The sequence below is a fragment of the Acinetobacter sp. CY73 genome (genome assembly GCF_059515865.1).
In genome coordinates, this window is the sequence record NZ_JCAKMZ010000006.1 from 48,865 (window position 1) to 68,194 (window position 19,330).

At 38.5% G+C, this 19,330-nt stretch carries 22 protein-coding genes; 11 read left to right on the forward strand and 11 right to left on the reverse strand.

The genetic code is table 11. The features are described from left to right. Window positions 1–37: 37 nt before the first annotated feature. Together AC5YD2_RS04895 and AC5YD2_RS04900 are read right to left on the reverse strand one after the other, a co-directional pair. Window positions 38–475 carry an RNA-binding S4 domain-containing protein gene (locus tag AC5YD2_RS04895; RefSeq protein ID WP_496125243.1) on the reverse strand — a complete coding sequence of 146 codons (438 nt, stop codon included), beginning with the start codon at window positions 473–475 and terminating at the stop codon, window positions 38–40. Next, window positions 459–1,157 (reverse strand): HAD-IA family hydrolase, encoded by a 699-nt coding sequence (locus tag AC5YD2_RS04900; protein WP_496125244.1) that lies wholly within the window; start codon window positions 1,155–1,157, stop codon window positions 459–461. The genes AC5YD2_RS04895 and AC5YD2_RS04900 overlap by 17 nt, the downstream gene beginning before the upstream one ends. A 17-nt stretch (window positions 1,158–1,174) precedes the next feature. Between AC5YD2_RS04900 and AC5YD2_RS04905 the strand changes: the two genes are divergently transcribed. Continuing rightward, window positions 1,175–2,026, forward strand: coding sequence for a 3'(2'),5'-bisphosphate nucleotidase CysQ family protein (locus AC5YD2_RS04905; protein WP_496125245.1), 852 nt, complete (start codon window positions 1,175–1,177; stop codon window positions 2,024–2,026). 60 nt (window positions 2,027–2,086) lie between these two features. Then, window positions 2,087–2,824: a histidine phosphatase family protein gene (locus tag AC5YD2_RS04910; protein WP_496125246.1), complete on the forward strand. Its 738-nt coding sequence runs from the start codon at window positions 2,087–2,089 to the stop codon at window positions 2,822–2,824. Between the two features lie 169 nt (window positions 2,825–2,993). Here AC5YD2_RS04910 and rpsT read toward each other — a convergent pair whose 3' ends face one another. Further along, on the reverse strand, window positions 2,994–3,263 hold the full coding sequence (gene rpsT / locus AC5YD2_RS04915; RefSeq protein WP_067659159.1) for a 30S ribosomal protein S20: 270 nt from the start codon (window positions 3,261–3,263) through the stop codon (window positions 2,994–2,996). Window positions 3,264–3,479: 216 nt separating this feature from the next. Between rpsT and AC5YD2_RS04920 the strand changes: the two genes are divergently transcribed. The 7 genes from AC5YD2_RS04920 to AC5YD2_RS04950 all read left to right on the forward strand — a co-directional run bounded on the left by AC5YD2_RS04920 (window position 3,480) and on the right by AC5YD2_RS04950 (window position 11,856). Beyond that, on the forward strand, window positions 3,480–4,145 hold the full coding sequence (locus AC5YD2_RS04920) for an NAD(P)H-binding protein (RefSeq protein WP_496125247.1): 666 nt from the start codon (window positions 3,480–3,482) through the stop codon (window positions 4,143–4,145). 14 nt (window positions 4,146–4,159) lie between these two features. Then, entirely contained in the window at window positions 4,160–4,672 is a 513-nt protein-coding gene (gene rraA / locus AC5YD2_RS04925) for a ribonuclease E activity regulator RraA (RefSeq protein WP_496125248.1), read from the forward strand. A gap of 64 nt (window positions 4,673–4,736) precedes the next feature. Then, window positions 4,737–5,525: a glutathione S-transferase N-terminal domain-containing protein gene (locus AC5YD2_RS04930; protein ID WP_496125249.1), complete on the forward strand. Its 789-nt coding sequence runs from the start codon at window positions 4,737–4,739 to the stop codon at window positions 5,523–5,525. A 162-nt stretch (window positions 5,526–5,687) separates the two neighbouring features. Continuing rightward, window positions 5,688–6,038 (forward strand): hypothetical protein, encoded by a 351-nt coding sequence (locus AC5YD2_RS04935; RefSeq protein ID WP_496125250.1) that lies wholly within the window; start codon window positions 5,688–5,690, stop codon window positions 6,036–6,038. A 162-nt stretch (window positions 6,039–6,200) separates the two neighbouring features. Next, a complete protein-coding gene (gene mfd / locus AC5YD2_RS04940; RefSeq protein WP_496125251.1) occupies window positions 6,201–9,665 on the forward strand; it encodes a transcription-repair coupling factor in 3,465 nt (1,154 codons plus the stop codon). 262 nt (window positions 9,666–9,927) lie between these two features. Then, window positions 9,928–10,365, forward strand: coding sequence for an HIT domain-containing protein (locus tag AC5YD2_RS04945; RefSeq protein WP_496125252.1), 438 nt, complete (start codon window positions 9,928–9,930; stop codon window positions 10,363–10,365). Between the two features lie 57 nt (window positions 10,366–10,422). After that, the gene (locus tag AC5YD2_RS04950; RefSeq protein ID WP_496125253.1) at window positions 10,423–11,856 is read left to right on the forward strand and encodes an adenylate/guanylate cyclase domain-containing protein; all 1,434 of its coding nucleotides are present in this window, start codon (window positions 10,423–10,425) and stop codon (window positions 11,854–11,856) included. A gap of 87 nt (window positions 11,857–11,943) precedes the next feature. Here the strand turns inward: AC5YD2_RS04950 and fdx are convergent, their stop codons facing one another. From fdx to AC5YD2_RS04990, 8 genes are all read right to left on the reverse strand, one after another. Then, a complete protein-coding gene (gene fdx / locus AC5YD2_RS04955) occupies window positions 11,944–12,282 on the reverse strand; it encodes an ISC system 2Fe-2S type ferredoxin (protein ID WP_496125254.1) in 339 nt (112 codons plus the stop codon). A 13-nt stretch (window positions 12,283–12,295) separates the two neighbouring features. Further along, window positions 12,296–14,155, reverse strand: coding sequence for a Fe-S protein assembly chaperone HscA (hscA, locus tag AC5YD2_RS04960; protein ID WP_496125255.1), 1,860 nt, complete (start codon window positions 14,153–14,155; stop codon window positions 12,296–12,298). A 37-nt stretch (window positions 14,156–14,192) separates the two neighbouring features. Then, window positions 14,193–14,708: a Fe-S protein assembly co-chaperone HscB gene (hscB, locus tag AC5YD2_RS04965; protein ID WP_496125256.1), complete on the reverse strand. Its 516-nt coding sequence runs from the start codon at window positions 14,706–14,708 to the stop codon at window positions 14,193–14,195. 99 nt (window positions 14,709–14,807) lie between these two features. Then, window positions 14,808–15,128, reverse strand: a complete 321-nt coding sequence (iscA, locus tag AC5YD2_RS04970; protein WP_496125257.1) for an iron-sulfur cluster assembly protein IscA — start codon at window positions 15,126–15,128, stop codon at window positions 14,808–14,810. Window positions 15,129–15,171: 43 nt separating this feature from the next. Next, window positions 15,172–15,558 carry a Fe-S cluster assembly scaffold IscU gene (gene iscU / locus AC5YD2_RS04975; protein ID WP_067667749.1) on the reverse strand — a complete coding sequence of 129 codons (387 nt, stop codon included), beginning with the start codon at window positions 15,556–15,558 and terminating at the stop codon, window positions 15,172–15,174. A gap of 106 nt (window positions 15,559–15,664) precedes the next feature. Beyond that, window positions 15,665–16,882 (reverse strand): IscS subfamily cysteine desulfurase, encoded by a 1,218-nt coding sequence (locus tag AC5YD2_RS04980; RefSeq protein ID WP_496125258.1) that lies wholly within the window; start codon window positions 16,880–16,882, stop codon window positions 15,665–15,667. A gap of 1 nt (window position 16,883) precedes the next feature. Then, complete coding sequence (locus AC5YD2_RS04985; protein ID WP_496125259.1) at window positions 16,884–17,357, reverse strand: Rrf2 family transcriptional regulator; 474 nt, start codon at window positions 17,355–17,357, stop codon at window positions 16,884–16,886. A 147-nt stretch (window positions 17,358–17,504) separates the two neighbouring features. After that, window positions 17,505–18,158 carry a hypothetical protein gene (locus AC5YD2_RS04990; protein ID WP_496125260.1) on the reverse strand — a complete coding sequence of 218 codons (654 nt, stop codon included), beginning with the start codon at window positions 18,156–18,158 and terminating at the stop codon, window positions 17,505–17,507. Window positions 18,159–18,352: 194 nt separating this feature from the next. On the opposite strand from AC5YD2_RS04990, the gene AC5YD2_RS04995 reads away from it, so the two are divergent. After that, entirely contained in the window at window positions 18,353–18,820 is a 468-nt protein-coding gene (locus tag AC5YD2_RS04995; RefSeq protein WP_496125261.1) for a phasin family protein, read from the forward strand. A 168-nt stretch (window positions 18,821–18,988) separates the two neighbouring features. Further along, window positions 18,989–19,261 carry an HU family DNA-binding protein gene (locus AC5YD2_RS05000; RefSeq protein WP_067659107.1) on the forward strand — a complete coding sequence of 91 codons (273 nt, stop codon included), beginning with the start codon at window positions 18,989–18,991 and terminating at the stop codon, window positions 19,259–19,261. Window positions 19,262–19,330 lie beyond the last annotated feature (69 nt).

Sequence of the window (19,330 nt, forward strand, 5' to 3'; positions counted from 1 at the left end):
GTCATTCTAATGAGCTACGACATAAATTGTCGTGCTATTAGTCGTCATCATAAGACCACTGCTGATCGAACTGTTGACCATTTTCTTGTCTAAACTTACTGATATCTCGACGATCTTTTTTACTTGGTCGGTGGTCAGGTCGTGCAAGATTATGCAATTTTCTTTGCGAAGAAAGCAACTCGCGTTTTGCAATACTGGCTTCAGTCTCTTCATATAAGAGTTGTGCTGATGGAGCGCCACCGCGTACAGCGGAGAGTGCTTTTACCACGACAGTCTTTTTTTCAAAACCTTGTTGGATGGTAAGTTCCATACCAATACGAACTTCACGAGAAACTTTAATACGGTCATTATTGTGGTGAACCTTACCACCTTCAATCGCATGCTTGGCAATCGAGCGTGTTTTAAAAAAACGAGCTGCCCAAAGCCATTTATCGATGCGCATTGATTCATTCAGTTGCTCAGGCTGTTTTGACATTTAATTCCTTAAATTCAATCATGTCTAATAAGTTGAGTAATTCTGTAAGATTGTTAATCGCAGAGTATCCCAATTCATCAATATTGCGTTCTGGTCGATCACTCGACGGTTGGGTAATCGTCACCAAATGCTGAAGCCCAAATTTTTCAGCGCCTTTAAGCACTGGTGCAGTGTCATCAACGAGCATGGCATTGTTTGGATCGAATGGGAATTTCTGCTGGAGGATTTGCCAAAATTCAACAAATTCTTTGGAATATCCAATTTCTTCGCTACTGATCATGACTTCAAAATATGGGCTGAGATCGACATTTTCAAGTTTAAGTTTTAAACCTGCGCAATCAGCATTGGTCAGTAACCAACAACGATAGCCTTGCTCATTAAGTGTTTTTAATAGTTCAAAACATCCTTTGCGTGGACGGATTTTATCTTTAAAGTCGTGTTGAAGTTGAAGAACATCAACGCCCACTTTAGCCGTCCAGTAGCGAGATGAATACCATGATAATGTATGCTTGTGTTCTTGATAGAATGCATACAAAGTGTCATGACTTTGCGCTAAAGTACATTGATGTATTTGCGCGTGACGTTCTGGGAGTTTGATATTCCAGATCGAATCATCGAAAGCAAGGTCGAGTAAGGTGCCATCCATATCGAACATGATAATTGGCTTGGTTAAATCAGACATAAAATAGGTTTTTATCCATGTTTATTACAACTCAAGCACCACAAGATCAACAAATTTTAAATTTAGTTCCAATCATGGCGTTTGCAAGTAAAATTCTATTGGAAGAATACCAAAATTATTGCGCTGGGCGTGAGTTTAAAATTATAGAAAAAGATGATCATTCGCCTGTGACACAAGCGGATTTAAAAGTGAATGCTTATTTAATTGAACAATTGGCTATTTTAACCCCTGACATTCCGGTGCTTTCAGAGGAAAATGATCACTCTGAACGTCATACGTGGTCAACCTGTTGGATGCTTGATCCTTTGGATGGTACAAAGGAGTTTATTCATGAACGGGATGAATTTACGATTAATTTAAGTTTGATTGAAAATAATCAAACGGTCTTTTCTGTGATTGCTGTGCCAACCGAACAAGTCATGTATGTCGGGTATTTAACTGAATTACCTTATAAATATTCATTTAGTCAAAAAACGTGGGAACGTTACTGTAAGTTTAAAGATAATGAAACTGATGCGATTCAAGTCGGTTTAAGCCACAGTAGTAAAAATCCAAAATACCAACAATATATTGAATATCTCGAACAAGACAATCCTGTGATTCGTCGTGAGGCGGGGAGCGCATATAAGTTTTGTATGATGCTTGAAGGTGAAATTGATATTTATCCTAGATTTCACCCGACTTCAGAATGGGATACCAGTTCTGGACAGGGATTGTTAGAAAGTATTGGTGGTGGTTTGGTGAGTTTAAGTGCGATTCCCTTTACCTATAATCAAAGAGATACAGTTTTAAATGATGGATTTATTGCCTTTAGAGATAAAGATAACCAAAAAATAGCATTAGAGGCCCTTACTAACGTCGTATTGTGAACTGGTTTACTGAAAAAGCCATGCTATAGTGTGTATTGATTAGACTAGTTTACAATTTTTATGTCGCTGAAGTTGTTACCACCCAGCATGTTACATGCTTTGGATTTGTTACCAGATCCAAAAATTCCTGTCACTTTATTCACACGTCATTCTGTGCGTGAGCAAGTCGCTGGGCAGGGGTTGGCGGGGTATGACTTACAGTTAACCGAATCCGGGCGTGAACTTGCGCAAGCTTGGGGGCAACATTTAGTTGAAAATACTGATCGGGTTATTCAGCATTGTATTTCAAGCCCGATCCAGCGTTGTGTTGATACAGCTGCCTTGATGATTGAAGGTGCTGATCAGATTATTCAACCGAATACGCATCATATTGAAATTGTTGAACAAGGGCTATTGGTTGAACCTGGAAGTTTTGTTTTGGATATTCAGCAGGCAGGGCCTTATTTTCAAGACCAAGGTGCTTTGGGTTTTATTAATAGTTTTGTGAAGAATGCTTTACCTGGCATGAAGCATCCCATTGGCGGGGTGATTGATGTGCTTGAGTTGATTTATAACACTCACCCACAGTGTAACAATGGTCTAAGCTTGGCTGTGAGTCACGATACCATTTTGGCTGCGATTATTACGGTCATCTCGGGCAGAACAAGTTTAGATCAAAGAGACTGGCCACAGATGATGGAAGGTTTGTTTGTGTGGTTTGAAGGTGATAAATTTCTAGATTCTAAACTGCGCTGGATTTGGCGTGGCGAACGGCACGAATTGGCAATCCGTAATTTTAAAAATTTATCTTTGCAATAAAGTTCAATATTAGCTTTTCTTCTTCATCAATTAAACTATTTGAGCATGATTAAAGTGCGAATAGCTTAAGTGGAGTGTAATTTTGACTATTTGTTTGTAAGTTAAATGGTTTAAATTATAAATTTTAGATATAAAAAAAGCCCTTAAAAGGGCTTTTTTACAATGCAACTTAGTTAGCAGCTAAAGCTTTAACTTGTGCATTTAAACGGCTCTTGTGACGAGCAGCTTTGTTTTTATGGATGATACCTTTATCAGCCATACGGTCAATTACAGGTACTGCAGTTTTGTAAGCTTCAGTAGCTGCTGCATAGTCACCAGCTGCGATAGCTGCAACTGTGCGTTTAAGATATGTACGAACCATTGAACGTAAGCTAGCGTTGTGTTTACGTGCTTTAACGTTTTGACGAGCACGTTTTTTAGCTTGAGCAGAGTTTGCCACTCGTGCACTCCTTGAAAATAGATTGGTCTGGGCGGGCTGAAATTACATCTAAAAATCTTCATCAGAAGAATTTTCACCAGCCCGTAAACAAGTGCCACATTGTGATTAATTGAGTCGGTAAAGTCAAGTCTTGACATGCTTTGACAACATTTAAGATGCATATAAAATCAATATAATCCGCTAAATTACATGAATCCAAGAGGGAATGATTAAAAAATGACTAAATTGATAAATAAAGCGGTCGTCATTGGAGCAACAGGATTGGTCGGACGAAAGTTGGTAAATGAATTACAAGACTTAGCTATATGTAAAGCTATATTGGTTATTGTTCGTAAAGAAGACGAGCAATTTAAACAGTTGAGCAAGGTTGAGCAATTGGTTATTGAAGACTTTCTGATGCTGAATGATCAGGATGTGGCGGGATGTAGCCATGCTTTTAGTTGTTTAGGCACTACGATTAAAAAAGCAGGTTCTAAAGCCAATTTTTATGCCATAGATTTTGAGATGAATGCTCATTTTGCAGATTTGTTTGAAGCCACCGAAACACATTATTTAGTGGTGAGTACTGAAGGTGCGAATACAAATTCTCCATTTTTCTATAATCAAGTGAAGGGTGAGCTCGAAAATCATCTAGAGCAATCAGCATTGGCGCGTATTTCTATTATTAGACCTTCTTTGTTATTAGGAGAGCGTAACGAGTCACGTACTTTAGAGGATGTTTCACAGGCTTTATTTAAGCGTGTATCGCATTTTATGCCGAAGTCTTTTAAATATAAGCCAGTGACAGCAGATCAAGTGGCTCATACTATGGTCGAGGTGGCGCAGTCACAAACTGAAAAATTCAAAATATATGATAATTTACAGATCCAAAATATCAAATAAGAGGGAATTCAACAGTGTCTAATCCAGCATTTGTGACATGTGATTTATTAGATGATCATCCAGAGCATGATTTTCAAGTGGTTTCCCCATCGATTGATGGTAAGTTTTTCAAAAGCTATGGCGCTGTAAAGAGCTTTGGTGGACAAGTCGTTACTGTTAAGTGTTTTGAAGATAATTCACGTGTTAAAGAGCTATTGGCCACAGATGGTCAAGGTAAGGTCTTGGTTGTCGATGGTGGTGCTTCTATGCGCTGCGCGTTGATGGGTGACATGATTGCTGAATCAGCAGTGAAGAATCATTGGAATGGTGTGATTATCTACGGTTGTGTCCGTGATGTGGACGCAATTGTTGAATTAGATCTAGGTGTCCATGCCTTGGCTGCCATCCCTCAAAAGAGTAATCGTAAAGGTTTGGGTGAGGTCGATGTTAGTTTGAGTTTTGGCGGTGTCACTATTCATTCAGGTGATTATGTCTATGCGGATAATAATGGCATTATCATCGCAAAGGAAAAGCTTGTTGATCTGTAATATTGATTGATAGACAGATAGATTGAAAGAATCAGTTGGTAATAAAAATTAAAAGGACAATAAAATGGTAAATCATCAAATTAAAGTGGTGCAGGCTTTGCTCTCAGGTTTAACTGAAGGTGGTCGTGGTGTTTCAGGTACACCATTTCCGAAGCAACCTGAAAAAGCATTAAAGCTTTATGAATTTGAAGGTTCGCCATTTTGTCGTCGTGTTCGTGAAGTGTTGACCACCCTAAATTTGGATTATGAGGTTTATCCATGTCCTAAAGGTGGAAGAAAGTACCGCAAAGTTGTGAAGGAGCTAGGGGGCAAGACACAATTTCCATTTTTGCTGGATGAAAATACAGGTGAAAAACTGTATGAGTCTCAAGACATCATTCATTATCTTTTTAAACATTATGGCAATACAGGCCGTACACCTGTGAAATTCTCCCATTACCCGAAGATTCCTGTTGCAGCATTTGCAGGAACTTTAGTCAATGGTGCGCGTGGTGTGTTTATTAATAAGAACATTCTTGATCGTAAAGCACCTGAACAGCTTATAGAGTTATGGGGGTTTGAAGCGAGTCCTTATACACGTGTTGTTCGCGGCGTGCTCACAGAATTAGAACTCCCGTTTAAATTCCATAATGTTCCTAAAGAGCGCTGGCAAGACCAAGGTCCAGCCATATTACGTTTAAAACCAGGCAAATATATCCCTTTAGCTGGCGGTAAGCGTGAAAGTGTAGTGAAGGTGATGAATCGTGAAGCACAAGATATCCAAGTACCCTATTTAGTTGATCCCAATACAGCAACAAAACTGTTCGAATCTAAAAAAATTGTGGACTATCTTCTGCATCAATATGGTGAGTGATGATTCTTTTGTTGTTCATTGCTGATGGTTAAGCTATTAGAAATCATTTGATTGGAGATAAAGCGTTTGCTTTAAAAGGTATTTGTTAAATTTGATGGCAGATTCATGGTGTGATTTCGATTAAAATCCTAAATTAGTCTTTTACTAATCGTGTCTATCATTATGTTGAATAAGCTTGCGCAAATTTTCAGTAAAAAACCTTCTGGGGAACAGGTTTACTTAAAGCAAAATCGAATTGAGTTTAATGATAGCCAAGGCTTTGTTGTGGATGGTTTTGTGTTGAATGATCTGTCCGAGCGATTAGAGTATTTTTCAAACCGTAAACTTAAGAAATTTGATGATCTGAAAGAGCTTTACTTCAAATCAATGTTAATCAATGAAAAAATTGATTTAGAAATTGCCAATCAGCGATTTCTCGCACGATTGGGCAATACAGAAGAAAACTTACTACAGCTCAAAGCCTATATTGCATTATTGAATGATTATTACCGTCAATTTAAACGCGAAAAATAAAAATAACGTTGCTTATTCCATTGTTAAGCACTTTGATTGAGCATAATCTCATCTTAATTTCTAAAGGTGGATCACTATATTTCAGCATGTAAAATTCACGCATGGCTGGAATTCAACATGATAAGATAGCGCACATGTGATTTAGACCATAAAGCGATCTTCATGTTTCAGAATGAAATTTCACAACTTAATATAAAACAACTTAAATCGAATGAAAAAAGATGGGTCGGTACCATTCAGGGATCTGCCGCAGCTTTGTTATTTAAAGAAATAGCGGAAAGTTCGGATCGCTTATTTGTATTGGTTGCTCGAAATAATCAACATTTAGGTCAGCTTGAAAGTGAATTAGAGTTTTACGGCATTAAACCCACGATTTTTCCAGACTGGGAAATTCTTCCTTATGACCGTCTATCACCGCATCAAGATATTGTCTCTGAACGATTAGCCATTTTGTCAAATATGCCTCAAAAGGGGGTGTTATTGCTTTCGAGTACAACCTTAGCACAGCGAGTTGCACCAACGTCTTGGGTATTGGGTGAGCACTTTGATATTCAAGTGGCTCAAAAATTTGATTTGGAACAACAGAAGCGACGCTTGATACAAGCAGGATATCACTTGGTGGATACTGTTTATGATCATGGTGAGTTTGCTGTTCGCGGCAGTATTATGGATATATATGCTTCGGGGCAAGCTGCCCCGATTCGTATTGATCTATTTGATGATGAGGTAGAAACTTTAAAGTTCTTTGATCCTGAAACACAAAGAACCAGCAACAAAATTGAAGCTTTTACTGTATTACCTGCCAAAGAATTTCCACTAAAAGAAGGACGATCCGTCTTTAGAGATCGTTATGCAGAAGCATTTCCAAATTCAAATCCGAAGAAAAATCCCATTTATCAAGATGTCATGGAAGGCATAGCATCGCCAGGATTAGATTTTTATTTCCCCTTGTTTTTTGATAAAACAGTGATGCAAAGTCAATCGAGTATTACATCTTACTTACCAAGTCATTCCGTTGTCATTACAGATAAGAGCATTGATGATGGTTTAACAGGGTTTTGGAAAGAAGTTTATCGACGTTATGAAGACCGACGCCATAATGTTGATCAGCCTTTATTAGCACCTGAAGATCTATTTTTTCAACCCAATCAAGTTTTTGAACAGTTAAATCAATTTTCTCGAATCATCGCTACACCTGAACCCATTGATGAAAAAGTAGGTGCAATCAATTTAAGTACTTTGCAGTTACCACGTCTTCCTGTCGATCCAAAGCATGAAAGACCATTTCACTTGGTCAAAAGCTATATTGATCAAGCCAATCATCCTGTTTTATTGGTGGCTGAGAGTGCGGGTCGTCGTGAGTCTTTAAAGGATTCTTTACGTGCCAGTATGGGTGATATTCCTGTTGTTGAGAACTATGATCAATTTATTCAAAATCAATATTCTGTAGCGATTACCAATGCGCCTTTAGAACGTGGTTTGGTGGTTGTAGATAAACTAACGGTCATCTCAGAAAACCAGTTGTATGAACATCGTGTTGTTCAGCGCCGTCGTAAGCGTCAACATGAAGTGTCTGAAGAGTTCTTGATCAAGAGCTTAACTGAGTTAAGTTTAGGTTCACCTGTCGTTCATATTGATCATGGTGTGGGGCGATATGCTGGCTTGGTGACGCTCAGTATTGATCAGCAAGATCATGAGTTTCTGCAATTGGATTATGCAGATGCAGCTAAGGTGTATGTGCCTGTTACCAATTTGCATTTAATCAGTCGTTACAGTGGTGGTGATCCAGATTTAGCACCATTGCATAAATTAGGGACAGATGCATGGAGTAAGGCAAAACGTAAAGCTTTAGAGCAGATTCATGATGTGGCGGCAGAGCTTTTACATATCCAAGCGCGTCGAAAATCAAAACCAGGGATTAGTTTTGAGGTGGATCAATCCGCATATATGCAATTTGCCAGTGGTTTTGCTTATGAAGAGACCTTAGATCAGGCTAATGCGATTGATGCAACTTTACATGATATGCAACTTGCCAAACCCATGGATCGTTTGGTATGCGGTGATGTGGGTTTTGGTAAAACGGAAGTCGCAATGCGCGCGGCATTTGTTGCTGTGCAGAACAATAAGCAAGTGGCAGTTTTGGTTCCGACCACATTACTTGCGCAACAGCATTATGAATCGTTCAAAGATCGTTTTGCGGATTGGCCAATTCGTATCGAAGTCCTTTCACGCTTTGGTTCGAATAAAGCTCATCTTAAAATCATCGAAGATCTTATCGATGGTAAGGTAGATATTGTCATTGGTACGCATAAAATCTTGCAGGAAAATGTTCAATTTAAAAATTTGGGCTTAATGATTGTCGATGAAGAGCATCGCTTTGGTGTGCGTGATAAAGAGCGTATTAAAGCGATGCGTGCCGATGTTGATATGCTGACATTGACTGCAACACCGATTCCAAGAACGCTGAATATGGCATTTTCTGGAATGCGTGATTTATCCATTATTGCCACACCGCCTGCGCGTCGCTTAGCGGTCAAGACGTTTGTCAATGAACATACTGAAGCCACCCTGAAAGAAGCAATTTTGCGTGAATTGCTTCGTGGTGGACAGGTTTATATCTTACATAATGAAGTCGATACCATAGAACGTGCTGCTGAAAATGTCCGTGTGCTTGTGCCAGAAGCACGTGTCGCGGTCGCTCATGGTCAAATGCGTGAACGTGAACTCGAACAAGTGATGCAGCAGTTTTATCATAAAGAATATAACGTATTGGTGTGTTCAACGATTATTGAAACAGGGATCGATGTACCGAATGCCAACACCATTATCATCGAGCGAGCAGATAAGCTGGGTCTAGCACAATTACATCAACTTCGAGGGCGTGTGGGACGTTCACATCATCAAGCCTATGCTTATTTGATGGTGCCTTCAATTAAAGGATTGAAAGGTGACGCTGAGAAACGTTTGGATGCGATTCAACGTGCTTCAAATCTAGGAGCTGGCTTCATGTTGGCGACAGAGGATTTAGAAATTCGAGGTGCGGGTGAATTGTTGGGTGAGCAACAAAGTGGTTCGATGAATGCGATTGGATATAGTCTGTATATGGAAATGCTTGAAAAAGCCACCAAAGCCATTCAACAAGGTAAAACACCAAATTTTGATGCACCTTTATCATTAACCTCTGAAATCAGCTTGCATATGCCTGCACTGATACCAGATGAATATTTGGGTGATGTACATCAACGCTTAATGTTCTATAAGCGAATCAGTAATACCGATTCACAAGAAAAATTAGATCATATTCGTATGGAGTTGATCGATCGTTTTGGTGTTCCACCTCAGCAAGTTAAATACTTATTTAGTGTGCATCAGCTTCGAATCAAAGCTGAACAATTGGGTATTACGAAGATTGATTTGGGTACACATGGCGGTAGTATTGAATTTTCACCCGATACACCTGTACAAGCGATGAGTATTATTCAGATGATCCAAAAACATCCAACTTTCTTCCGTATGGATGGGGGGCAACGTCTTAAAGTCATGGTCATGCTTGAAGAGTCTGATCAACGTATCCAGTTTGCCAATGATTTACTTGAGCAGTTACTTCAGACTTTGAATGCAACTTAACTTTTTCAAAGCTAAGTATAGTTAGAAAAGAAACGATGTTTTAAATCAGGTTTTAAGATGAGTATTGATCAAACTTTATAAGTACAAATACTGATTAAAGTGGTCTAAATCTTTAATGTTTCAACATTCGATCTAAGGTCATATAGTGAATCAATTATTTTGCAAATGTTTTTATATCAAAAGGGCATACTAATAATATTCAGCTCAAAACTGTTGTGTTAGTATTGGTTTATCAATTTAATTTTGCGTCATTTATAAATATATGTTTAGTTTGCACCCACAACTTGCTCAAGATACTTTTTTTGTTGGCGATTTTCCGCTTTCTACATGTCGTTTAATGAATGATATGCAATTTCCTTGGTTGATCCTTATTCCTCGTGTACCTGGTGTGACTGAGTTGTATGAACTCAGCCAAGCAGATCAAGAACAGTTTTTAAGAGAATCTAGTTGGTTGTCTAGTCAATTGTCACGCGTATTTCGTGCTGATAAAATGAATGTTGCTGCATTGGGCAATGTAGTTCCGCAATTACATTTCCATCATGTCGTTCGCTATCAAAATGATTTGGCTTGGCCAAAGCCAGTTTGGGGTGTTGCACCAGCAATTCCTTATAGCAATGATGTGCTTGCACATATGCGTCAAACATTAATGCTTGCGTTACGTGGTCAAGGTGATATGCCTTTTGATTGGCGTATGGATTAATTTTTAATCAATATTAAATAATATTATAAAAAACAGTGTGATTTGAGGTAATAGCCATTGCCAATGGAAAGAATGCTGGACAAAGAACCACAACAATTTGAAGTACTCCAAAGGATTATGGGGTACTTAATGGTGGCATTACTTGTTATTGTCTATTATTTCACGTCACCCAATACAAATTATCAGATTTTATTTCCTATATTTATTTGTATTCTGCTGTTATTCACGCCTAAGATTTCCCATTTAATTCAATATAAATATGGCAGTCGGGCACATCGTAATGGTTTTTTCCTGATTGATGTTGTGGTTGTCGCTTCTGCATTGGCAGCAGTACATTTGAGTCTATTGGTCACCTTTGTATTGTTATTTGGTCTGATTTATACTGCTTTTAACAATAAAATTGCGATGATGGTGAGCTCTATTTCTATTTTGCTCGGTATCATTGTCTTTTATTTTAATACAATTTTCATTTATGGCTTTGATGACTATTTCCAACAGACATCGATCGAACTTTCGGTTATTTCCTGTTTATGTACGATCATTTTTGTCAATTTTGCAAATTATTATCAAAATCGCCGTGTAAAAAAGCTTGATATGCAACGACAAAGTTATTTCAAGGAAATGAACCGTTATATTGAATTGTCAAATCAGCTAAGTCGTTATGCGCCGATTCAGCTTTGGCAATCGATCATGCGCGGTGAGTCAGAAGCAAAACTAGAATATAAACGTAAAAAAATCACCATCTTCTTTTCAGATATTCAAGGTTTTACGGAACTATCAGAAACCCTTATTCCTGATGATCTAGCATTTGTACTCAATGATTACTTGAGTCATATGACGGAGATCGCGAAGCAATATGGTGGAACGATTGATAAGTTCATGGGTGATGCTATTCTGATTTTCTTTGGTGATCCGGATTCTCAAGGCGTAGAACAGGATGCTAAAAACTGTATAGATATGGCAATGGCAATGCGTCAGCAAATGAAGTTTTTGCGTGAGCGTTGGGTGAAGATGGGTTATCCCGCTTTGCATGTTCGAATGGGTGTGAGTACGGGATATTGTCACGTTGGAAACTACGGTGCAGTACATCGGATGGCATACACCATCGTTGGGCGTGATGCGAACTTAGCCGCACGTTTACAAAGTGCAGCCGATATTGATGAAATATTGATTTCTGATGAAACTTACAAATTAGTGCGTAATCATTATCTGTGTGCGCCTCAAGCACCTGTTGAATTAAAGGGAATTCAAGGTGATGTCAAAAGCTGGCAAGTGATGGAAAAGTATAGTTCACGCGAAGACAATCAGCAGTGGTTTGATTATGAGTATAAAGGTTTTCAGCTTGTGTTGAATTTAGAGGAAATTCAGAATTATGAATATCCTGAGTTAGTTAATGTGCTCGAAAAAATGGTAGAGCGCCTAAAAGTTCAACAGCGTTTGACTACAGTTGCAGGAGTAGTGAAGCTCAATCCTGAAGATGAAGTCAGATAATCTTTAAAACTAGTATGGTTCAAGTTTACTTTTTTGAGTGGAAGATTAAAAAAGGTCGCATAAGCGACCTTTTTATTTGTTTCTGTTTTAGTGATTCTCAGATGCATGATTAATTGTATATTTGGGAATTTCAACTTCTAGGTCTTCATTCTCAATTTTAACTTGACATGATAAACGTGAATCTGGCTCTAAGCCCCAAGCACGATCTAACAAGTCAGCTTCAACGTCATTCATTTCATCTAAACCATCAAAGCCTTTACGAACCACAACGTGACAAGTCGTACATGCCGCAGACATATCACAAGCATGCTCAATTTTGATGCCATTTTTCAATAGGCTTTCACAGAGATTTGCATGAGGCTCAACTTCAAACTCAGCACCTTGTGGGCAAATTTGCGCATGTGGAAGAACTTTTATACGTGGCATAATTTTTACCTATTTAGTTTGAGTTTGACCAATCATCAAGCTTTGTACCTTTGAGGGCTTGATCAATGTGTTGATTCATACGTTTTGCTGCGAAAGCATCACTATGAACTTTGAGTGCTTCAACAGATTGCTCAATTGCTGTAATTTCATCTGATTGAAGCTGAGTTTGTAATTCATTTTTCGCAAGATTTAAAGCATTTAATTCAGCTTCATTTAAAAGCAGTGCATCCACTTTAAGCGCTTGTTCCAAAGCTTCAAGTTCGCGTTGTGCTTCTACTTTAGTTTCTTGCAAATGACGAGACGCTTTGTCTTCAGCAGCAAACTTAAAACCATCGACCAACAAACGCTCCATATCGGTATCAGATAAACCATAAGAGGGTTTGATATCAATCTGGGCTGAAACATTAGAAGTGGTTTCACGTGCTGAAACTGCAAGAAGACCATCAGCATCCACTTGATATGTAACTTCAATACGCGCTTGACCAGCAGTCATGGGTGGAATACCGCGCAGTACAAAACGACCTAAGCTACGACAGTGTTCAACTAAGTCTCGCTCACCTTGCACCACATGGATTAACATCGCAGTTTGACCATCTTGGTAAGTCGTGAATTCTTGGCGACGTGCAACAGGAATTGCAGTATTGCGTGAAATGAGACGCTCGACTAAACCACCCATGGTCTCGATGCCCAATGAAAGTGGGGTAACATCGAGGAGGAGAGAACCATCAGTAGAATTACCAATCAATTGATTTGCAGTGATCGATGCACCAATCGCAACCACTTCATCTGGGTTAATGGTACATAAAGGCTCTTGGTTAAACACGTCACGTACAGCTTTTTGCACCGCATATGAACGTGTAGAGCCGCCGACCAGTACGACATTTTGAATATCGGTCAGTTCAAGCTTTGCATCACGTAACACGCGTTTGCACACGCTAATAGTCTTATCGAGTGCGACTTGAATAATGGATTCAAATGTTAGTCGATCAAGCGTTAAATGTTGGTCGAGTAATTTTAATTCAACAGCTTCAACATCTGAAAGCGCTTCTTTCGCTTTACGTGCGTTGACAATGAAATGTGCATATTCTGTATCGTTTAAAGTCTCGATACTTAATTGTTTCTTTGCCCATTTTACGATTAATCGATCAAGATCATCACCACCCAATGCTGTATGTCCACCTGTGGCTAGAACTTCAAACACACCTTGTGAAAAACGTAAAATTGAAACATCAAAAGTACCACCGCCTAAGTCATAAATGACATAGTTTTGATCTGAGCTTAGATTGGTTTCTTGATCTAAACCATAAGCAACCGCAGCTGCTGTCGGTTCATTCAATAGACGAAGTACATTAAGACCAGCAAGTTCAGCGGCATCTCGAGTCGCTTGACGCTGTGCTTCATCAAAATAAGCGGGGACGGTAATGACTGCACCATTGATTGGATTTTGTAAACTTAATTCAGCACGGTCTTTAAGGTTTTTTAAAATTTCAGCAGAAATCTCAACAGGGGTTTTACGACCTTGATTCGTTTCAAATGCAGGCATTTGATTGTCTTCACCGACGAGTGCATAAGGGTGTTGAAACTTAATATCTGCTTTTGAACGACCCATAAAACGCTTAACAGAACTAATGGTATTGCGTGGATCTGTTGTTACAAAAGGAATTGCTTCATAGCCAAATTGAGTTTGGTCTTTTGCATAATGTACAACTGAAGGAAGAAGTACACGGCCTTGTTCATCATTGAGAACTTTAGCTTTGCCAGAAAGAACAGTTGCTACAAGGGAATGGGTTGTCCCAAGATCGATACCAATTGCGATACGATGTTCGTGTGGCGCACTTGATTGTCCAGGTTCTGCAATTTGCAAGAGTGCCATGTGTTAAATCCCTTGAGAATATGTCAAAAAATTAAAATTAAAATTCATCATCTAAATCAAAATCTTCATCATCTAAAATTCGATCTTCACCTTTTAGGATGTCATTCATGACTTTTTGAAAAAATCTGAGTTTACGAACCGTATCTCTCGACTCTGCCCAATCTGCAGCATCATAATCGATTTTGAATTCACGGACTAAACCATCCATCCATTGTTGGACTTCATTTTTAAGTGATTTAAGTTGATCGCTTTCCGTTGCTTCATCCAGTTGTTCACGGATTTCTAAAGCAGATTGTAGAAATTCGAAGTCACTAATGGATTGATCGAGATGATGATCCTGCTTTTTAAGTGCAAGTAAATATCCTGCACGACTATCGACCTGAGATAATATTTTGTAGGCATGATTAATCTCGCTTGATTTAATCAATGCCTTGTCTTTATCTTCAGCTTTGTCTGGGTGATATTGTTGCTGCAATTTTAAAAAGTGAGCTTTTAAAGTTGCTAAATCAATATCGAGTGCTTCAGGGAGATCGAACAACTCAAAATGATTCATTAGGAGAAAATTCCAAGATGATTATGGGAAAAGCATATCTTTAATAAAATTAAAACAGTGTTGGACACTGTTTTAATTGGAAAGGGTGCACGTGGAAAATTATACAGTGAAAGATTCACCACAACCACATTCGCCTTTCTTATTTGGGTTATTAAATTCGAAACCTTCATTCAAGCCATTTTTAACGTAATCCATCTCCATACCTTCAAGATAGACTAAGCTTTTAGGGTCAACAAAAACTTTAACACCGTGCTGTAAAAATACTTGGTCATGCGTATCAACTTCATCAACGAACTCGAGTACATAAGCCAAACCAGAACAGCCAGAAGTTTTCACACCAACGCGAATACCTTCGCCCTTACCGCGATTTGATAAATAATTGCTGATATGGGTTGCAGCATTTTCAGTTAAATTGATCATGAAAACTCCATTCAATCATCAATAAAGCAAGTCTTAAAGCAAATTAGGCTTTAGTTTTTTTGCTACGGTAATCTTCAACAGCTGCTTTGATTGCATCTTCTGCAAGAACAGAACAGTGAACTTTAACAGGAGGTAATGCCAGTTCAGTTGCGATATCAATATTTTTGATTGCTTGTGCTTGATCGAGAGTTTTACCTTTCAACCATTCTGTCACCAAAGAACTTGATGCAATTGCAGAACCACACCCATAAGTTTTGAAACGTGCTTCTTCAATCACACCGTTATCATCGACTTGAATTTGTAGACGCATAACGTCGCCACAAGCCGGCGCACCGACCATACCTGTACCCACATTTTCAGCATTTTTATCTAAAACGCCAACATTACGAGGGTTTTCGTAATGATCAATTACTTTTTCGCTATAAGCCATGATGCTTCTCCAAAACTCGGGGTCAGCTTGATAAGTTTAAATATGGAGGCATCTTAAAAGTTTTCAAGCTGAAATATGCTTAAGATGCCATGAGACTTGTTCGGTCTTAGTGCTCTGCCCATTCTACTTTAGACAGATCAATCCCTTCTTTGAACATGTCCCAAAGCGGTGAAAGATCGCGTAGCTTTTGAACAGCAGTCTTGGTCACTTCAAGGACATGGTCAATATCTTCTTCAGTGGTGTATTTACCGAAACTGAAACGAATTGAACTGTGTGCAAGTTCATCAGATAAACCTAGAGCACGAAGTACATAAGAAGGCTCTAATGTTGCAGATGTACATGCAGATCCAGAAGATACTGCAGCATCTTTCAATGCCATCATAAGTGATTCACCTTCAACAAAGTTGAAGCTGACGTTTAAATAGTTAGCAACATTTTGAGTAGGGTGACCATTCAGGAAAACTTGTTCAAGATCTTGAACACCATTCCATAATTTGTCACGCAGTACACGAATACGTGCTTGTTCAGATGCTAAGTTTTTACCTGCAAGTTCAAATGCTTCACCCATACCGACGATTTGATGCGTAGCAAGGGTGCCAGAGCGCATACCACGCTCATGACCGCCACCGTGCATTTGAGCTTTCAAACGTACACGTGGGGAACGGCGAACGAATAATGCACCAATACCTTTAGGACCATAAATTTTGTGGGCAGAGAAACTCATCAAATCAACTTTCATCACGCTTAAGTCAATTTCAACTTTACCTGCAGCTTGTGCAGCATCAACGTGGAAATAAGTTTTGTTTGCGCGAGTCAATTCGCCGATTGCAGCAACATCTGTCACAGTACCGATTTCATTATTGACCATCATCAAAGATACAAGGATCGTATCTGGACGAAGTGCAGCAGCAACCATTTCAGGAGTAATTAATCCTGTTTGAGCTTCTGGCTCTAAATAGGTGATTTCGAAACCATCTTCTTCCAGTTCACGACACGTATCTAAAATTGCTTTATGTTCAATTTTACTGGTGATGATATGTTTGCCTTTAGAACCGTAAAACTGAGCAATTCCTTTGAGTGCAAGATTGTCAGATTCAGTTGCACCAGAAGTCCACACGATTTCACGTGGATCAGCTTTAATGAGGTTAGCAACTTGTTCACGTGCATATTCTGCTTTTTCTTCAGCTTGCCAACCGTAGGCATGCGAGCGAGAAGCAGGGTTACCGAAAGTGCCATCGAAAGTTAGGCATTCCATCATACGTTCAGCAACTTGCGGATCAACAGGAGTTGTTGCTGCATAATCAAGATAAATTGGACGTTTCATGTCAAATACCTGTAACCGATAAAAGGGCTGAATCTAAAGGTGCTGTGTTTTGACGAATGGCAACAGTTTGAACGTTGTCACGAGCGACTAAGTCAGCAAGAGTGATTTTAGCTAAATAATCGGCAATATGAAGGGAGAGTTCTTGCCATAAGTCGTGAGTTAAGCACATTGCACCATTTTGACAATTGCCTTTATGGTCACAACGTGTTGCATCAACAGTTTCATTTACAGCTTCAATAATTTCTAACACGGTGATTTCTTCTGCGCGACGAGCCAAATGGTAACCACCATTTGCACCACGGACGCTTGATACCAAACCATGACGTTTTAATTTGGCAAAGAGTTGTTCTAAGTAAGCAACAGAAATTGTTTGGCGGGCAGCAATTTCAGCTAACGTAATCGTTTGCTCAGATGGCTGCAAAGCTAAATCAAGTAATGCAGTCACTGCGTAACGACCGCGAGTGGTAAGGCGCATGATTCGATACACGTGTTTAGAGTAGATGTATGAATTTTATGAATCCTGACTAAATTAGTCAAGTTTTATTTGTAAATTCCTACTAAAATAGTAGGAATTAAATCGAAAGGGGTTTAATTCCTGTTTTTATTGAAATTATTATTTATGTTATTGAAAATAATTCCAAATATTATACACGATTAGAGTACAGAAAAGAACAGCTGTAATAATAAAGGCGACATTAATACGTTTCTGATTCATCTGCATACGGCGTATACGATTTTTGTACTGTTTTACTTCAACTTCTAAGCCATTGATTTTAGAGCGTTGAAGGTCAATTTTTTCAAGCAATGGTGCAATCCGTTTCTTAGAGGCGATACTCAGACCATCGTCATCGTTATTGATCAACCATTGTTTCCAGTCTGAAACTATTTTAGGAATAGAAAGGTGCAAAGATAAATCTTTAAATTCATCTTTTAAGACAATATCACCTTCAATACGCATTTTTTTCAAGCTACGGCGGTTACCAAAGACAAAGATCTGAATCATGTCAATTAAGGAACTATTCACCGTTAAATCAACAGGCTTTTCTGGTGCTTTTAAATCAAACAGTAGGCCTTTGTCTGTAAATTGTATATAAAAGTCAAAAAATGGGATGTAGCTATTCATTTTTATAGTAATTTGTCGTTCAACAAATTTTTTAGCTTGAAGGCGAACAACACGGTCATGTTTGAGGATAAAAGAATAGAATGTCTCTAATATCACCATGGCAATGTTAAGCAACAAACGAGTTTGACCTTGTTGATGTTGCGATTCACTCATAAAAAAAATCCTATTTAAAGTTTTCAATTTCCAAAGAAGTTCAGCTAATATTTATATATGCCAAACTAAATAATAATTTAACCAATGCTTTGTAGAACAGTTTAGCCAAAGGTTCAAGTGCTGAATTTGATAATATTAAGGTAATTTATGCATAAAATGGTTAATGCGTCGATAAAATATACAGGAGTAACACGGTGAAACAAGATTCTGATAACAATAAAGAACATGGATCGTTAGAAAATCAAGTTGAATCTCGTCCCAAACGCCAACGTTTGAATCGCAAGGCTTCTTTAGATTTTAGGAAATATACCAAACAAATTTGGTTGGCTGGTCTAGGTGCTTTTTCACGTGCTGAAGAAGAAGGCAGTAAAATGTTTGATACTTTAGTCCAAGTTGGCGAGGAACTAGAGTCTAAAACAGTTGAGATTACTGACCAAACTGTGAATAAAGTCGCTGAGAAGACCAAAGAATCTGTCACAGATACAAAAGATAAAGTTGAGAAACTACTTGATCATGGTGTCAGTACATCGTTAAATAAGATTGGTCTAGTGACAACTAAGGATGTTCAGCAGTTAGAGGGACTCATTCTTGCTTTACATCAAAAGGTAGATGCGTTGGTTGAAGAAAACAAAAAATTACACGATTTTATACAGAAAAAATGATCTAAATCTTTATAAAACAGCTTTTTTATTAATTTTTGGTCGTTATTTTGCAGAAAACCAGTCGAGTAGTCTTGCGTTCCCCCCCAAAGCATTGCTATAAAGTCGTCATGGCCTTTTTTAACTATAGCCTTAGATTTTAAACAAACGATATAAGAGGACGTAATCTTCATGAATAAATCAGAATTGATCGACGCGATTGCAGAGAAAGGGGGATTGTCTAAGACTGATGCAGGTAAAGCATTGGACGCGACTATTGCTTCAATTGGTGAAGCGTTGAAAAAAGGTGATACAGTAACTTTAGTTGGTTTCGGTACTTTCAGTGTTAAAGACCGCGCAGCGCGTACTGGCCGTAATCCTAAAACTGGTGAAGAGCTTCAAATTAAAGCAAGCAAAGTACCAAGCTTCAAAGCAGGTAAAGGTTTAAAAGATTCTGTTGCATAATAGACTCTGCTCTTAAAACGCGCCTTAGAGGCGCGTTTTTTATTTATTCGAAAAATATCCTACAGTTGT

Coding starts and splice junctions, on each gene's coding strand:
- AC5YD2_RS04895 (WP_496125243.1), bottom strand. CDS start 475: ATGTCAAAACAGCCTGAGCAACTGAATGAATCAATGCGCATCGATAAA.
- AC5YD2_RS04900 (WP_496125244.1), bottom strand. CDS start 1,157: ATGTCTGATTTAACCAAGCCAATTATCATGTTCGATATGGATGGCACC.
- AC5YD2_RS04905 (WP_496125245.1), top strand. CDS start 1,175: ATGTTTATTACAACTCAAGCACCACAAGATCAACAAATTTTAAATTTA.
- AC5YD2_RS04910 (WP_496125246.1), top strand. CDS start 2,087: ATGTCGCTGAAGTTGTTACCACCCAGCATGTTACATGCTTTGGATTTG.
- AC5YD2_RS04920 (WP_496125247.1), top strand. CDS start 3,480: ATGACTAAATTGATAAATAAAGCGGTCGTCATTGGAGCAACAGGATTG.
- AC5YD2_RS04930 (WP_496125249.1), top strand. CDS start 4,737: ATGGTAAATCATCAAATTAAAGTGGTGCAGGCTTTGCTCTCAGGTTTA.
- AC5YD2_RS04935 (WP_496125250.1), top strand. CDS start 5,688: ATGTTGAATAAGCTTGCGCAAATTTTCAGTAAAAAACCTTCTGGGGAA.
- mfd (WP_496125251.1), top strand. CDS start 6,201: ATGTTTCAGAATGAAATTTCACAACTTAATATAAAACAACTTAAATCG.
- AC5YD2_RS04945 (WP_496125252.1), top strand. CDS start 9,928: ATGTTTAGTTTGCACCCACAACTTGCTCAAGATACTTTTTTTGTTGGC.
- fdx (WP_496125254.1), bottom strand. CDS start 12,282: ATGCCACGTATAAAAGTTCTTCCACATGCGCAAATTTGCCCACAAGGT.
- hscA (WP_496125255.1), bottom strand. CDS start 14,155: ATGGCACTCTTGCAAATTGCAGAACCTGGACAATCAAGTGCGCCACAC.
- hscB (WP_496125256.1), bottom strand. CDS start 14,708: ATGAATCATTTTGAGTTGTTCGATCTCCCTGAAGCACTCGATATTGAT.
- iscA (WP_496125257.1), bottom strand. CDS start 15,128: ATGATCAATTTAACTGAAAATGCTGCAACCCATATCAGCAATTATTTA.
- iscU (WP_067667749.1), bottom strand. CDS start 15,558: ATGGCTTATAGCGAAAAAGTAATTGATCATTACGAAAACCCTCGTAAT.
- AC5YD2_RS04980 (WP_496125258.1), bottom strand. CDS start 16,882: ATGAAACGTCCAATTTATCTTGATTATGCAGCAACAACTCCTGTTGAT.
- AC5YD2_RS04985 (WP_496125259.1), bottom strand. CDS start 17,357: ATGCGCCTTACCACTCGCGGTCGTTACGCAGTGACTGCATTACTTGAT.
- AC5YD2_RS04990 (WP_496125260.1), bottom strand. CDS start 18,158: ATGAGTGAATCGCAACATCAACAAGGTCAAACTCGTTTGTTGCTTAAC.
- AC5YD2_RS05000 (WP_067659107.1), top strand. CDS start 18,989: ATGAATAAATCAGAATTGATCGACGCGATTGCAGAGAAAGGGGGATTG.